Raw genomic sequence first — 13259 nt, 5'->3', positions numbered from 1 at the left:
CCGCCCCGCCCTGCCGGGCCCGGCGGGGGGCCCCCCTTCGTCGAGGTTGGCATAACACCTCTAGTCCGTGGCGACCCAACTCTTTGTTTTAGCCCCACGTCGATAGGAAACGGGGCGCGCGGCGTGGAGCCGCCCACGGCCCGCGTGGATGCGGGACGCGGGCGGGACGCGGGTCAGGACTTGGCGGCCTCGGCCACGTTGTGCAGGAGCAGCGCCTCGGCGAGGCAGACCCGCGCGAACTCGCCCAGGTGCAGGCTCTCGTTCGGCCCATGCGCCTTCGCGTGCGGGTCCTCCACGCCGGTGACCAGGATCGACGCCCCCGGGAACATCTCCTGGAAGGTCGCGATGAACGGAATCGAGCCGCCCACGCCGATCTCGACCGGCTCGGTGCCGTCCCAGGCCGTCGCGAACGCCGAGCGGGCAGCGTCGAAGTACTTGCCGGTCGCGTCGATCACGCACGGGTTGCCGTCGTGCTCGAACTCGAAGCTGACCTTCGCACCCCACGGCGTGTGCTTCTCCAGGTGCGCCATCAGCGCCTGGTACGCCGACTTCGGGTCGTCGCCGGGGGCCAGCCGCAGGCTCAGCTTGGCGCGGGCCGCGGGGACCAGCGCGTTGGGCGCCTCGGCCGTACGCGGGGCGTCGATGCCGAGCACCGCCAGCGCCGGCTTGGTCCACATCCGGTCGACGATGCGGCCGGTGCCGATCAGCTCGACCCCGTCGAGGATGCCCGCCTCGGCGCGGTAACGGTCCACCGGGTAGTCCAGCGGCGCGGCCTCACCGCTGACCAGGCCGGGCACCGCGACGTCGCCGTTCTCATCGTGCAGCGTCGCGAGCATCCGGCACAGCACGGTCAGCGCGTCGGGGACCGGGCCGCCGTACATGCCGCTGTGCACGGCCGACCCCAGCACCTGGACGTCGACGAAGCTGTTCACGATGCCGCGCAGCGAGGTGGTCAGCGCGGGCATGCCGATGTCCCAGTTGCCGGAGTCGGCGATCACGATGACGTCGGCGGCGAGCTCGGTCTTGTGCTTCTCCAGCAGCGCGGGCAGCGAGTCGGAGCCGAACTCCTCCTCACCCTCGACGAACACGACCACGCCCAGCGGCAGCCGGTCGTCGTCGGTGCCGCAGCCGAACGCGCGCAGCGCCGCGATGTGCGCCATGACGCCGGCCTTGTCGTCGGCGGCGCCGCGGCCGTAGAGGCGGCCGTCGCGCTCGGTCGGCTCGAACGGGTCGGACTCCCACTTGCTCAGGTCGCCGACCGGCTGGACGTCGTGGTGGGCGTAGAGCAGGACGGTCGGGGCTCCGGCCGGGGCGGGGCGGCGGCCGATGACCGCGGGGTGCCCGTCGCCGATCCGGCTGACCTGCACGTCGAGGCCTACGCCGCGCATGAGTTCGGCGACCGCCTGGGCGGAACGCTCCAGCGGGGCGAAGTCGAAGCCGTCGAAGGCGATGCCGGGGATGCGTACGAGCGTCTCGAGGTCGGCCCGTACCCCCGGGAGCTCGCGCTCGATCGCAGCGCGCAGCTCATCAACAGTGAGGGTCGTCATGAGGATGATCCTGTCACGGCCCTGGGACGACCTGCACGGCGATCGGCCTGTTGCGTCGTGGCCGACGCGCGCCCACCGCAGCTCCGGGCCCGCGCGGCCGCGGGCGGGCGGGGCCGGTGCCGCCGGTCAGCCCGCGCCGTCAATCCGCACGTCGGCGAGCGCCGCGGTGCCGTCGGCGGCGAAGTGGATCGCCTCCCGCCGCCGCCACGCGCGCAGCACCGGCTGCATCGCCGGACCGTCGCGCAGCACGCTGCGGGCCCGGCGCACCCGGGCCGGGGCGTCGACGTACACGGTGAGGCTGGCCCAGGCCCGACCCTCCGCGCGGGCGCTGCCGACCCCCTCGACGATCACGATCTCGGCGGGCCACACGGTGATCCACTCGGTGCCGAAGCGCCGCAGGTGCCAGTCGTACGGGTGGTAGCCGCCCGGCGCGCCGAGCCGGATCGGCGCGAGCACCTGCCGCTCCAGCCGCGCCCAGTAGGTGAACTGGTCGTCCCAGCCGTCGAGCAGGTCGTCGGTGTGCACCACGGCGACGGACCGCTCGCCCAGCGCCTGCGTCAGCCGCGCCGCATAAAAGGTCTTCCCGGCCCCACTCGGCCCGTCTACCAGCACCAACCGGCTACGCCCGAGCCGCGGCTCCGCCGCCAACACCCGCGCCACCTCTTCACTGGTCACCACACCCCTCCTCCCCGGCTCACTGTCCGGCTCGGCCACTCGACAGATTCGTGGAAACTGCAGGTATCGGCACCGGAATTCATGCAGTTTCCCCGAAAGTGCAAGGCGGGACCCGGGCGGGGCGGAGCGAGGGGCGGGCGGGTCACGCGAGGGAGGGTGCGCCGGGCGGGAGGAACGGCAGGCCCACCGGCGCTCCCTTCTCGATGAGCTGCCAGAGGGCCTCGGTGTCCAGGTGCTCCTCGACCAGGTCGCCGAGGCGGTCGACGGTGGCCTCGCGCATCGCGGCGAAGCTCGTGCCCGGCGCGACCTCGAACCCGTGCCGCCCGGCCAGGCCCGCGGCCAGGGTGAGGAAGCGGCGGCGGAACTCGTCGGACTCGAACGCGCCGTGCCAGTGCGTGCCGAACACGTTGTCCGCGGCCACCCCCTCGGTCTCGCCGTCGGACAGGGTGATCAGCGACGCCAGCGCCGGATCGCGGTACGCCACCCGCCCGTGATGGATCTCGTAGCCGCGCACGTCCGCGCCGAGCGCCTGCCCGGCCGGCCGGGACAGCGTCTTGTCGGGCGCGAACACGATGCGCACCGGCAGCAGCCCGAGCCCGGCCACCTCGCCCCGGCGGCTCTCCACCTCGTCGGCGATCTGCTCGGACAGCATCTGGAAGCCGCCGCAGATGCCCAGCAGCGGCCGCCCGGCGCGGGCGTGCGCGAGCACCGCCCGGTCCAGGCCGGTCTCGCGCAGCCAGCGCAGGTCGTCCACGGTCGCCTTGGTGCCGGGCAGCACGACCAGGTCGGCGTCGGCGATCTCGCCCGGTTCGACGGTCAGCCGGACGCTCACTCCGGGTTCGCAGGCCAGGGCTTCGGCGTCGGTGGCGTTGGAGATGTGCGGCAGCCGCACCACGGCGACCCGCAGCCACTCCTGCCCCCGGGCCGGGCCGGGCCTGCCGAGCACCCGCCCGTACGCGAGCGCGTCCTCGGCGTCGAGCCACAGGTCCACATCGAACGGCAGCACGCCGTACACGGTCCGGCCGGTGGCCGCCTCGATCATGTCCACGCCGGGCTGCAGCAGGCTTCGCGAGCCCCGGAACTTGTTGACCACGAATCCGGCGATCAGCGCCTGGTCCTCGGCGTCGAGCAGGGCGACGGTGCCGAACATGGCCGCGAACACGCCGCCGCGGTCGATGTCGCCGACCACGATCGTCGGCATGCGCCCGTGCCGGGCCAGCCCCATGTTCACGTAATCGTGGTCCCGTAGGTTGATCTCCGCCGGGCTGCCCGCGCCCTCGCAGACCACCACGTCGTACTCGGCGCGCAATTCGTCGTAGGCGGCGAACGCGGCTCCGGACATGGCCGACTTCAGCCGCCGGAAGTTCGCCGCGTCGATGGTGTCCACCGCCTGCCCCAGCAGCACGACCTGGCTGGTGTGATCGCTGCCGGGCTTGAGCAGCACCGGGTTGAACCGCACCTGCGGCTCCAGCCCGCTGGCGACGGCCTGCAGCGCCTGCGCCCGCCCGATCTCGCCGCCGCGGCCCGACGCGTCGACGACCACCGCCGAGTTGTTCGACATGTTCTGCGCCTTGAACGGGGCGACCCGCACACCGCGACGGTGCAGCCAGCGGCACACTCCGGCGGTCAGCACGCTCTTACCGGCGTCGGAGGTCGTGCCGGCGATCAAGATCCCGCTCATGCTCCCAGCCTAGGGGAACGCGGTGGTCCTCCCTCCGGAGCGGGGCGACCGGCCTCCCCCTCGCATGCCCGCCGGTCGCCCCTCCCCTCCCCCGGGTCTACGCCGCGACGGGCACGCGCGAGCGGGCCGCCGCCTCGTCATCGTCGAGGTCGTCCTCCTCTTCGGCGTCCTGCTCGCCGGTGACGAGCTCGGCCTGCAGGCCGCCGCCGCGCAGCGAGGAGATCGCGTCGAGGTCGAACGCCCCGCCGAAGGACGCGTCGTCGCCATCGGCGAACAGCGGGTCGTTCGGGTCCGGGCCGATCCGCATGTCCGGCGCGGCCTCGGTCTGCTCGCCGCCCACCCGGTCCTCGCCCGTGCCGTCGTCGAGCGCGCTGGTCGCGGTGCTCGGCTTGGTCCGGGCGAACTTGCCCCGGCCCCGGGACAGGTCGTGGCCGACCGCCGCCGCCTCCAGCTCGTACATCACGCGGCGCTGGCCGTCCTCGTCGATCCAGTCCCGGGTGTAGAGCCGGCCGACGACCACGACGGGGTCGCCGACCATGACCGAGCTGGCGACGCCCTCGGCGAGCCGGCGCCAGCAGTTGACGCGCACCCGCAGGCTGTTCCCGTCGACCCAGCGGTTGTTGGCCCGGTCCAGCCGGCGGGCCGTGGAGGCCACCTTGAAGTTGGCCACGAGCTGCCCGGACTGGCTGGTGCGCCGCCACTCCGGCGCGGTGAGAACATTGCCGACGATCGTGACGTTCGTGTCGAACACTGCTTTTCTCCTCTCGGCATCCGATGCCACCGAGGGTGCGCCAGGACCGGCGGTCCGGGCCATCGACCGCCGTCGTGCGCTGTGGACGGCGGGCCGCTTGGGGATAACCGCCTGATCATGAAGTTGATCTGTTAGGGCGACCCCTACTTCGCGGTAACATAGGCGCGTGCAGACGGACATCCTGGGCGAGCCCTACCGGCAACGGGTCATCGAACTGCCCGACGACGACCAGGGCAGGGTCGTCGCCACGCTGGTCAGCCGCCGCGCCCCCGGGACCAGCCGCCGCGCGGTGCTGCACCTGCACGGCTTCACCGACTACTTCTTCCAGACCCACGTCGCCGACTTCTTCGTCGCACGCGGCTACGACTTCTACGCCCTCGACCTGCGCAAGTACGGCCGCAGCCTGCTGGCGCACCAGACGCCGAACTTCACCCGCAGCATGGACGAGTACTTCCCCGAGCTGGACGAGGCGGCACGGATCATCCGTGCGGAGGACGGCCACGACACGCTGGTGGTCGCCGCGCACTCCACCGGCGGGCTGATCTCCTCGCTGTGGGCGCACGCCCGCGCCGACGCGGGGCTCGTCGACGGGCTGCTGCTGAACAGTCCGTTCTTCGACTTCAACGCGCCCTGGCTGCTGCGCCGCCCGGCGGTGTCGGCGGTCGGCTCGCTGGCGCAGCGCGCGCCGTACCGGGTGGTGCCGTTGAAGCTGCCCGGCCTGTACGGCCGCAGCCTGCACCGCGACCACGACGGCGAGTGGGACTACCGGGTCGACTGGAAACCCGTCAACGGCTTCCCGGTCCGGGTGGCCTGGCTCAAGGCGATCCGCAGCGGCCAGCGCCGCCTGCACGCCGGGCTCGACCTGCGGGTGCCGGTGTTCGTCGGCTGCTCCACGGCCTCGTACCGGCAGCGCACGTGGTCGGAGCAGGCGCACGAAGCCGACGCGGTGCTCAACGTGGACCACATCGTGCGGTGGGCGCCCGCGCTGGGCCGCGATGTCACGCTGGCGCGCATCGAGGGCGGCAAGCACGACCTGTCCCTGTCCCGACAGCCCGCTCGCGACCGCTTCTTCGCCGAGTCCGGCCAGTGGCTCCGGACCCAGCTGGGCTGATCGGCGCATCAGTTCGAGCATGAATACAAGTCGCTGTTCGGCGGGCGTGTCGCTGCCCTAGGATCGTGGTCAACTTCCGCCGGGTAGCCGATCACGCCGGTCGTCGCTCGCGGTAGCCTTCAATCGCGCGCTCGTAGCTCAGCTGGATAGAGCAGGGGCCTTCTAATCCTCAGGTCGCAGGTTCGAGTCCTGCCGGGCGCACCATCTCCGCTCCACCCCGCAGCGGGCACTCAGGTGCCCTGTGGTCTGCGAAAACCTGTCCACACGGTGTCGCCCGTCAGTGATAGCTTCCCTCGGTGAACTACCCCTCACCTGAACCGACTCCGCCGCCATACGGACAGCCGCCATACCCGCAGGTGCCGGCGCCGCCGCCGGCCGCGCCGCAGTCCGGTCCGCCCGCGGACCCCTACGCGCCCTACGGCGCCGCCCCCCAGTACGGCACCGGACAGCAGTACGGCACCGGCTCGCAGTACGCCGCGAGCCAGCCCTACAGCGCTCCCCCGCAGCAGACGCCTCCCGGCGGCTACGGCGTGCCCTACCAGCAGCTGCCGCCGCCGAAGTCGGGCACCAACGGCTTCGCCATCGCCTCGCTGATCTTCGGCGTGATGGGCGGCGTCCTGCTCGGCTTCATCTTCGGCTTCGTCGCGCTGTCGCAGATCAAGAAGCGCAACCAGGGCGGCAAGGGCATGGCCGTGGCCGGCCTGGTCCTGAGCACGCTCTGGTCGCTGGTCATCTGCGGCGTGATCGGCGTCGCGATCATCGCCGCCAACGACGACAGCACGACCGGCACCAGCGGCACGGGCGACGACACCTCCGTGTACTCGCTGCGCATCGGCGACTGCCTCAACGACCTGAGCACCGAGGAGGAGATCGAGGAGCTGCCGGTCGTGCCGTGCAGCCAGCCGCACGACGGTGAGGTCTACGCCGAGTTCAAACTGACCGACGCCACGTTCCCGGGTGTCGACGCGATCGAGAAGAAGGCCGACCCGCGCTGCGCGGACCTGCTCAAGTCGTACGCCCCCGACGCCGTGGACGACCCGGACGTGGACACGTACTTCCTCTACCCGACCGCCGAGAGCTGGGCGCGCGGCGACCGCGCGATCACCTGCATCGCCAGCTTCGAGCCGGCCCGCACGGGCAAGCTCAAGGGCTGACCGGTCCGCACGAGGGGCGCTGTCCGGGATCCCGGACGGCGCCCTTCGTCATCGCCGCCGCCTCCGGCGGCGCAGCAGCATCACGACGGGTGTCGCGAACAGGCCGGTGAGGACGGCCAGGCAGCCGAGGAACGCCCAGTCGATCGAATCGGCGCCGCCGGAGACGATCGCGACGATCGTCAGCGGCAGGGTGACCAGGCCGAGACCGAGGGCCACGAGCCCGAGCAGCACCATCGCGATGATCTCGCCGACGTTCCCGCCGTCGGGGGCGGGCGGGGCGACAGCGGGTGCGGCGGCGGGCCGCGGGATCGAGGCCGGGTCGCGCGCGGGTTGCGGGAGGTGCCGGGCCGGGCCGACCCCTGCGTCGAGCGCGCCGATCTCCTGGTACGGCATGGCCCACATGCCGGGTTCCAGGTGCAGCACGATGCCGTCGTTGCCGATGAGCCGGCGCGCGCCGTCCGGCCAGCTCATCATGGCCGCGCAGTCGGCGTAGTGGACCGTGGAGCAGGAGTGCTCGCGCACGATGCTCACCGCCTCCGGCCCGATCACCAGCGCCACCTCGCCGTCCTCGCGGTGGGCGTAGCGGCGGCCGTCGGCCTCGCACTCCGACGAGGTCGGCGCGGCGGCGAACCCGGCCCAGTCGGCCGTGGTGCGGTGCGGCGTCTGCAGCAGCGTGGTGTCGGCGGCCTCGACCGCGACGGCGTACACCTGCTCGGCGGTGACCACCGCCAGTTCGGCGCGCAGCTCGTCCACGGTCAGGTTGCGCTGGCCGGTCAGCAGGTTGAGCGCGTGTCCGGGCAGGCGGGCTGCCTCGATCTCCGGGTGGTTCAGGTTCTCCAGGGACTTGTTGCGTACGGCGGTGACGCTCGCCGGGTCGATGGTCCCGTAACGCAGCCGGGCCAGCACGTCGACGAACCCGCCCAGCACCGCTCCTTGCTTCTCGGGCAGCGCGTCCGCGTACGCGGTGATCGTCGCGTAGCCGTCGCCGCGGGGGTCGTACGACGTGGACGCGGTGTAGGAGTAGCCGCCCTCCTGGCGCAGGTCGCGGAACAGCTCCCGCTCCAGCACTCCGGAGTAGACGCTGGCCGCGGTGCTGCGGCGGACCACCGCGCTGAACACGACACTGGTGTCGTCACCGGTGTACCAGGCGGGGGTCTGCGGCAGGGCCGAGGTCGGCTGGGGCACCGGGCGGCGCGCCCCCGGCCGCAGCCGCAGGCGCAGCCCGGCCGGGACCCGCTCGCCCGCGATCCACAGCACGGCGTTCTCCCGGGTGAAGTAGTTCTCCACCCACCAGCGCAGATCCTCCGGGCGCAGCCGGGCCAGTCCCCACTCCGGGTAGCTGGGCAGGCCGTAACCCTGCGCGCCGTATCGCCACAGCGGCAGTGCGGAGGTGCCGCCGCGGGTGCGGCTCTCGGTGCGCAGGATCTCCTTCTCGGTCTCCAGCCGGTGCATCGGCAGGTCGGCGAGGCCGTCGCACACCTTGCCCAGGTAACCCACCACATCGGACTCACTGCCGCGCAGGTGGAAGTGGGTGTACACGGACGCCGTCTCGCCGTTGTAGTGGTAGTCGGACAGCCCGCTGTCGTGCAGCGCCAGATGCTCGACCAGGTGCGTGATGCCGTGCAGCGGCAGCGTCTCGTCGGCCTGGCCCACCCGGAAGATCAGCCCGGCCGCGGTCCGCCCCGCGGACGGCGCGAACAGTGTGGGGACCCCGTCGACCTCGATCGCCTCGACCACCGGTCAGCCCTCCTTCAACGCGAGGTCGCGGTGCTTGGCGAACTGCTGCCCAGCGTCGCCGAGGTAGGTCCAGGGGAACTCGCTCGCGAACCCGCCCAGGGCGCGGAAGTGCACGGCGGCCCGCCGGTGGTCCCCGGCGAGGCTGAACACCCAGGCGAAGTGGCTGTGCGCGCTGACCCAGCCGTACACCGGCCGGAACGACGGGTGCAGCACCGAGCGCAGCGCCGCCTCGGCGACCTCCCGCAGCACCTCGGGCCGGCGCAGGTAACCGTCGCGGTCGGCGCCGCGCAGCGTGGCCCAGTACTCCATGTGGACCTCGGGGATGAGCAGCGCGTTCACACTGCCCTCGGGAGCGGCGGCGGCGCACTGCCGGGCGAACCCGAAAGCCGCCTCCCAGGAGCCGCCCCACTTGGGGCAGAGCTGCTGCAGCAGCTGCGTCTGTGCGAAGAACACGTGGGGGTGGTGCATGGCCAGCCGGTCGTACCGCCGGCGCGCCTCGGCCTGGCCCAGCTCCAGGCCGCGCGCGTTGACGATGCGCATGGCCCATGCCGCGCCGTTGCCGGGCTCCCGGGCGGTGACCTCCAGCAGCCTCTCCTCACCGAAGCGCAGGAATTCGTGCATCTCGGCGAACTGCTCCTGGCTGACGTACTGCGCCTGGGCCCCGGTGCGCGCCTCCCAGGCCAGCTCGATGGCCCGCGCCCCGAGCAGCAGCTTCGGCAGGATCGCGCTGGGCTGCGCCTGCGACACCTCGCCGACGAAGGTCGTCACGCCGGGCACCTCGGCGACGGCCCGCGCGTTGAAGTAGACGGCATCGGCCGTCGGCAGCTGCGCGAAGTGGCGGGCCACCGAGTCCCAGTCGCCCTGGCGGCAAAAGGCCTGAACGGCCTGCACCTCGGGGAAGGGCGCGGCGCGGTCGAACGAGGGGACCGCGGCGGCCGGGATGATCGTCACCGGGGCATCCTAGGTGACCTGTCACGCTGTGCGATGCCCCGTGACGACCCGCCGTACAGCTAGAGTTTCACCACCATCTTGCCGGTGTTCGCCCCGCGCAGCAGGCCCGTGAACGCCTCCGGCGCGTTCTCCAGCCCCTCGACCACGGTCTCCTCGGCCTTGATCTCGCCGGCCGCGTACCAGGCGCCGACCTCGCGGATCAGGTCCGGCATGCGGTCGTTGTGGTCGCTGACGATGAAGCCGCGCATGGTGAGCCGCTTGCCGATCATCAGGGTCATGTTGTCCGGCCCCGGCACCGGCTCGTTGTACGCCGAGATCGCGCCGCACAGCGCGAACCGCGCGAACACCTTGGCCCGCGCGATGGCCGCGGTGAGGTGGTCGCCGCCGACGTTGTCGAAGTAGACGTCGATCCCGTCCGGCGCGGCCTGCTTGAGCAGCTGGGACACGTCGCCGTCGCGGTAGTTGAACGCCGCGTCGAAGCCGAGGTCGCCGGTGAGGTGGGCGACCTTCGCCGCGCTGCCGGCGCTGCCGATCACCCGCGCGGCGCCCTTGAGCCGGGCGAGCTGGCCCACCAGGCTGCCGACCGCGCCGGCCGCGCCCGACACGAACACGGTGTCACCGGGCTTCATCGCGGCGATGTCGAGCAGTCCGACGTACGCGGTGAGCCCGGGCATGCCGAGCACGCCGAGGAACGCGCTGGGCGGGGCGACAGGGTCGAGCTTGCGGAAGCGGCGCGCGTCGTCGACGGCCCACTCGCGCCAGCCGTAGCCGTGCAGCACCAGGTCACCGGGCTTCAGGTCGGGTGAGCGCGACTCGACGACCTCGCCGACGGCCCCGCCGTCGAGCACCGCGTCCAGCGCGAACGGCGGCACGTACGACTTCACGTCGTTCATCCGCCCGCGCATGTACGGGTCCACCGACATCACCAGGTTGCGCACCTTGACCTGGCCCTCGGCGGGTTCCGGCACCTCCACCTCCACCAGGCGGAAGTTGTCCGGGGTGGGCATCGCCACGGGGCGCGAAGCCAGGTGGATCTCACGTCCGACGGTCACGTCGTCTCCTTGTCCGGGGCGGCCGTGGCCGCCTCAGTGATCTTGCGCAGCGTGTCACGCAGGTAGGCGAGTTCGGAAGCGGGCACGCCGGTCGCCTCGGCGATGGCCCGCGGGATGCCGGTGGCCTGCTCACGCAAGCGGTCGCCGGAGGCGGTGAGGCTGACCACGACGGAGCGCTCGTCGCGCGGATCGCGGGCCCGGTCCACCAGACCGGCCGCCTCCAGCCGCTTGAGCAGCGGGGACAGCGTGCCCGAGTCAAGCTGGAGGGACTCCCCCAGCGCCTTGACCGACGTCTGCCCCCGCTCCCAGAGCACCAGCATCACCAGGTACTGCGGGTAGGTCAGGCCGAGCCGTTCCAGCACCGGGCGGTAGACCGCGGTCAGCGCGCGGCTGGCGGCGTACAGCGCGAAGCAGACCTGCTTCTGCAGGTCCAGGTCACCGGGGTCGGGGCGGTCGGCGCGGGTCATGGTCTCAGCGAAGCACGAGCTGGACGTCGATGTTGCCACGGGTGGCGTTCGAGTACGGGCAGACCTGGTGCGCGGTGTCCACGAGCTGCCGCGCCGCGTCGGCGGGCACACCCGGCAGCGCGATCTCCAGGGTGACGGACAGGCCGAACCCGGCGCCGTCCCGGCCCAGCCCGACGTGTGCGGTCACCTCGGAGCCGTCGACGTCGGCCTTGGCCCGCCGGGCGACCAGCCGCAGCGCGGAGTGGAAGCAAGCCGCGTATCCGGCCGCGAACAGCTGCTCCGGGTTGGTCGCCCCGCCGGCCCCGCCGAGCTCGGCGGGCGTCGCCACGGCCGTCTCCAGCAGCCCGTCCGAGCTGCGCACCTTGCCGTCACGTCCGTCACCGGTGGCCGTCGCGACGGCCGTGTAAAGAGGAGTCATGCCCCGAACCTAACGACTATTTAGGTTGTGCACAACCAAACAGCGCGCGACCTAAGTCACCACCCGCCGACGCACGTGGGTGCACCGCCACGTCCAGCGAGCGCCCGCCATCGACGTTGGCCTATCACGTCGATTCCGAGGCCCGGAAAGTCGACGTAATAGGCCAACGTCGATAGTCGCCCCTCGGTTCGCCCACGCCCACGAGCGAGGCGGCGCCAAGACGCGTGACAGAACCCGGGTGCGACGATGGAGCAATGGCGCGAACGCGACAAACCGGGCGTAAGCGCGAGTACCGCGCGACGTTGTTCTGGCTGGTCGTGCTCGTGCTCGCCGCGGGCGGCTGGCTCTGGTACGCCTACGGCCGCCCCGGCACACCGCCGTCAGCCGCGACGGCCTCGCCCAGCCCGTCGGCCCGCCCCACCGGCCCGCCCGCCGGAGCGCAGCCGGTGCGCGTGGACTTCCCGCTGGACGGCGACTCGCTGCAGGTCACGGCCGATCAGCCGGGTCCGGTGATCGACGTCACCGAACCGGTCCAGGTGCGGCTGCTCGGCATCGACGCCCCCGAACTGCACGGCGCCGACGGCAGCCCCCAGTGCTGGGCCGACACCGCCCGCGCCGAGCTGCGGCGACTCGCCCCGAACGGCTCCCGGCTGTGGCTGCTGCCCGACGAGCAGCGCCTCGACCCGTACGGCCGCCGTCTGGTCTACGCGTGGACCACCGACGGCCGTTTCGTCAACGGGGAGCTGGCCGCCCGCGGGGCGGTACGCGAGCTCGCGATCCGGCCCAACCTGGCGTTTCAGCAAGACCTGCACGACGCCGTCGAGCAGGCTCGGACCGAGCGGCGCGGCCTGTGGGGAAGCTGCGTCGGCAGATAATCATTTAGCGAAGATTTCAAGTACGTCCAATGGCTTTGTGTCGTTGATTGCGGAAGAATCCCGCCCGTGGAGGTCCCGATCGGTACGGCGCTGGCAGGGCGATACGTGCTGACCAGGCCTCTGGCGCGCGGCGGAGTATCCACTGTGTACCAGGCCGTCGATGCGACGGCGGGCCGCCGGCTCGCGGTGAAGGTGGTCGACGACCGCTACTCCGGCCTGATCCGGCACGAGGCCGCGATGACCGACCGGCTGCGCCATCCGCACGTGCCCAAGGTGCTCGACGTGGGCGTGGAGACCGGGCCGGACGGCCGCGACATCGGTTACCTGGCCCTGGAGCTGCTGAAGGGCGAGGCGCTGAACAGCGTGCTGCTGGACGGGCCGCTGCCCTGGGCCGGCGCGGTGCGGGTCGCCGCCACCGCCGCCGACGTGCTCGCGGTGGCCCACCGCCGCGGCGTCGTGCACCGTGACCTGACCCCCGGCAACGTCATGATCACCACCACCGGGCCGAAGGTGGTCGACTTCGGACTGGCCGAGCTCATCGGCAGCAAGGCCACCCCGGAGTTCGCCAGCCCCTCCGACGACGTGTACGCCCTGGGCGCGCTGCTCTACCAGGCGCTCACCGGCAAATCGCCGTACGCAGGCGGCAACCGCAGCCCGCAGAGCCCGGCAGCGCTGCGCTGGCTGGCGCCGACTCCGGTGCTGGCCGTGCCCGGCCTGCCGCAGGCCGTGTCCGACCTGTGCCGCGCCTGCATGGACAAGAACTCGCAGGCGCGGCCCAGCGCCCGGGAGGCGTCGCTGCGACTGTGGACCATCGTCGGCAACGCCATGCATTGATGCTGC

The 13259-nt window shown here is 72.3% G+C and carries 13 protein-coding genes and 1 tRNA gene; 5 read left to right on the top strand and 9 right to left on the bottom strand.

The window, feature by feature from the left end; translation table 11 throughout:
- Positions 1-173 precede the first annotated feature (173 nt).
- The 4 genes from AB0B66_RS04800 to ssb form a co-directional block, all read right to left on the bottom strand.
- The gene (locus AB0B66_RS04800) at positions 174-1547 is read right to left on the bottom strand and encodes a dipeptidase (protein ID WP_360522896.1); all 1374 of its coding nucleotides are present in this window, start codon (positions 1545-1547) and stop codon (positions 174-176) included.
- A gap of 126 nt (positions 1548-1673) precedes the next feature.
- Positions 1674-2222, bottom strand: a complete 549-nt coding sequence (locus tag AB0B66_RS04795; RefSeq protein ID WP_360522893.1) for a hypothetical protein — start codon at positions 2220-2222, stop codon at positions 1674-1676.
- Positions 2223-2364: 142 nt separating this feature from the next.
- Positions 2365-3903, bottom strand: coding sequence for a cobyric acid synthase (locus AB0B66_RS04790; protein ID WP_360522890.1), 1539 nt, complete (start codon positions 3901-3903; stop codon positions 2365-2367).
- Positions 3904-4000: 97 nt separating this feature from the next.
- Entirely contained in the window at positions 4001-4654 is a 654-nt protein-coding gene (gene ssb, locus AB0B66_RS04785) for a single-stranded DNA-binding protein (RefSeq protein ID WP_360522887.1), read from the bottom strand.
- 166 nt (positions 4655-4820) lie between these two features.
- Between ssb and AB0B66_RS04780 the strand changes: the two genes are divergently transcribed.
- From AB0B66_RS04780 to AB0B66_RS04770, 3 genes are all read left to right on the top strand, one after another.
- Positions 4821-5765 (top strand): alpha/beta hydrolase, encoded by a 945-nt coding sequence (locus AB0B66_RS04780; protein WP_360522884.1) that lies wholly within the window; start codon positions 4821-4823, stop codon positions 5763-5765.
- Positions 5766-5892: 127 nt separating this feature from the next.
- Positions 5893-5969 (top strand) — tRNA-Arg (locus tag AB0B66_RS04775).
- Positions 5970-6061: 92 nt separating this feature from the next.
- On the top strand, positions 6062-6919 hold the full coding sequence (locus tag AB0B66_RS04770) for a DUF4190 domain-containing protein (RefSeq protein WP_360522881.1): 858 nt from the start codon (positions 6062-6064) through the stop codon (positions 6917-6919).
- 48 nt (positions 6920-6967) lie between these two features.
- Here AB0B66_RS04770 and AB0B66_RS04765 read toward each other — a convergent pair whose 3' ends face one another.
- The 5 genes from AB0B66_RS04765 to AB0B66_RS04745 are packed head-to-tail and all read right to left on the bottom strand — an operon-like array spanning position 6968 to position 11544.
- On the bottom strand, positions 6968-8656 hold the full coding sequence (locus AB0B66_RS04765; protein ID WP_360522878.1) for an insulinase family protein: 1689 nt from the start codon (positions 8654-8656) through the stop codon (positions 6968-6970).
- A gap of 3 nt (positions 8657-8659) precedes the next feature.
- Entirely contained in the window at positions 8660-9607 is a 948-nt protein-coding gene (locus tag AB0B66_RS04760) for a hypothetical protein (RefSeq protein WP_360522875.1), read from the bottom strand.
- A 59-nt stretch (positions 9608-9666) separates the two neighbouring features.
- Positions 9667-10659: an NADP-dependent oxidoreductase gene (locus AB0B66_RS04755; RefSeq protein ID WP_360522872.1), complete on the bottom strand. Its 993-nt coding sequence runs from the start codon at positions 10657-10659 to the stop codon at positions 9667-9669.
- The gene (locus tag AB0B66_RS04750; RefSeq protein ID WP_360522869.1) at positions 10656-11126 is read right to left on the bottom strand and encodes a MarR family transcriptional regulator; all 471 of its coding nucleotides are present in this window, start codon (positions 11124-11126) and stop codon (positions 10656-10658) included. The genes AB0B66_RS04755 and AB0B66_RS04750 overlap by 4 nt, the downstream gene beginning before the upstream one ends.
- 4 nt (positions 11127-11130) lie before the next feature.
- Complete coding sequence (locus AB0B66_RS04745; RefSeq protein ID WP_360522866.1) at positions 11131-11544, bottom strand: organic hydroperoxide resistance protein; 414 nt, start codon at positions 11542-11544, stop codon at positions 11131-11133.
- 254 nt (positions 11545-11798) lie between these two features.
- Here AB0B66_RS04745 and AB0B66_RS04740 point away from each other — a divergent pair, with 254 nt between their 5' ends.
- Both AB0B66_RS04740 and AB0B66_RS04735 read left to right on the top strand, forming a co-directional pair.
- The gene (locus tag AB0B66_RS04740; protein WP_360522863.1) at positions 11799-12419 is read left to right on the top strand and encodes a thermonuclease family protein; all 621 of its coding nucleotides are present in this window, start codon (positions 11799-11801) and stop codon (positions 12417-12419) included.
- 66 nt (positions 12420-12485) lie between these two features.
- Positions 12486-13253, top strand: coding sequence for a serine/threonine-protein kinase (locus AB0B66_RS04735; RefSeq protein WP_360522860.1), 768 nt, complete (start codon positions 12486-12488; stop codon positions 13251-13253).
- The last annotated feature ends 6 nt before the right edge of the window (positions 13254-13259 follow it).

The sequence above is a fragment of the Catellatospora sp. NPDC049111 genome (genome assembly GCF_040648615.1).
In the GTDB taxonomy this organism is placed as follows: Bacteria; Actinomycetota; Actinomycetes; order Mycobacteriales; family Micromonosporaceae; genus Catellatospora; species Catellatospora aurea.
The sequence above is the reverse complement of the archived record's forward strand: the minus strand, read 5'-3'. Positions and strand labels throughout refer to the sequence as shown.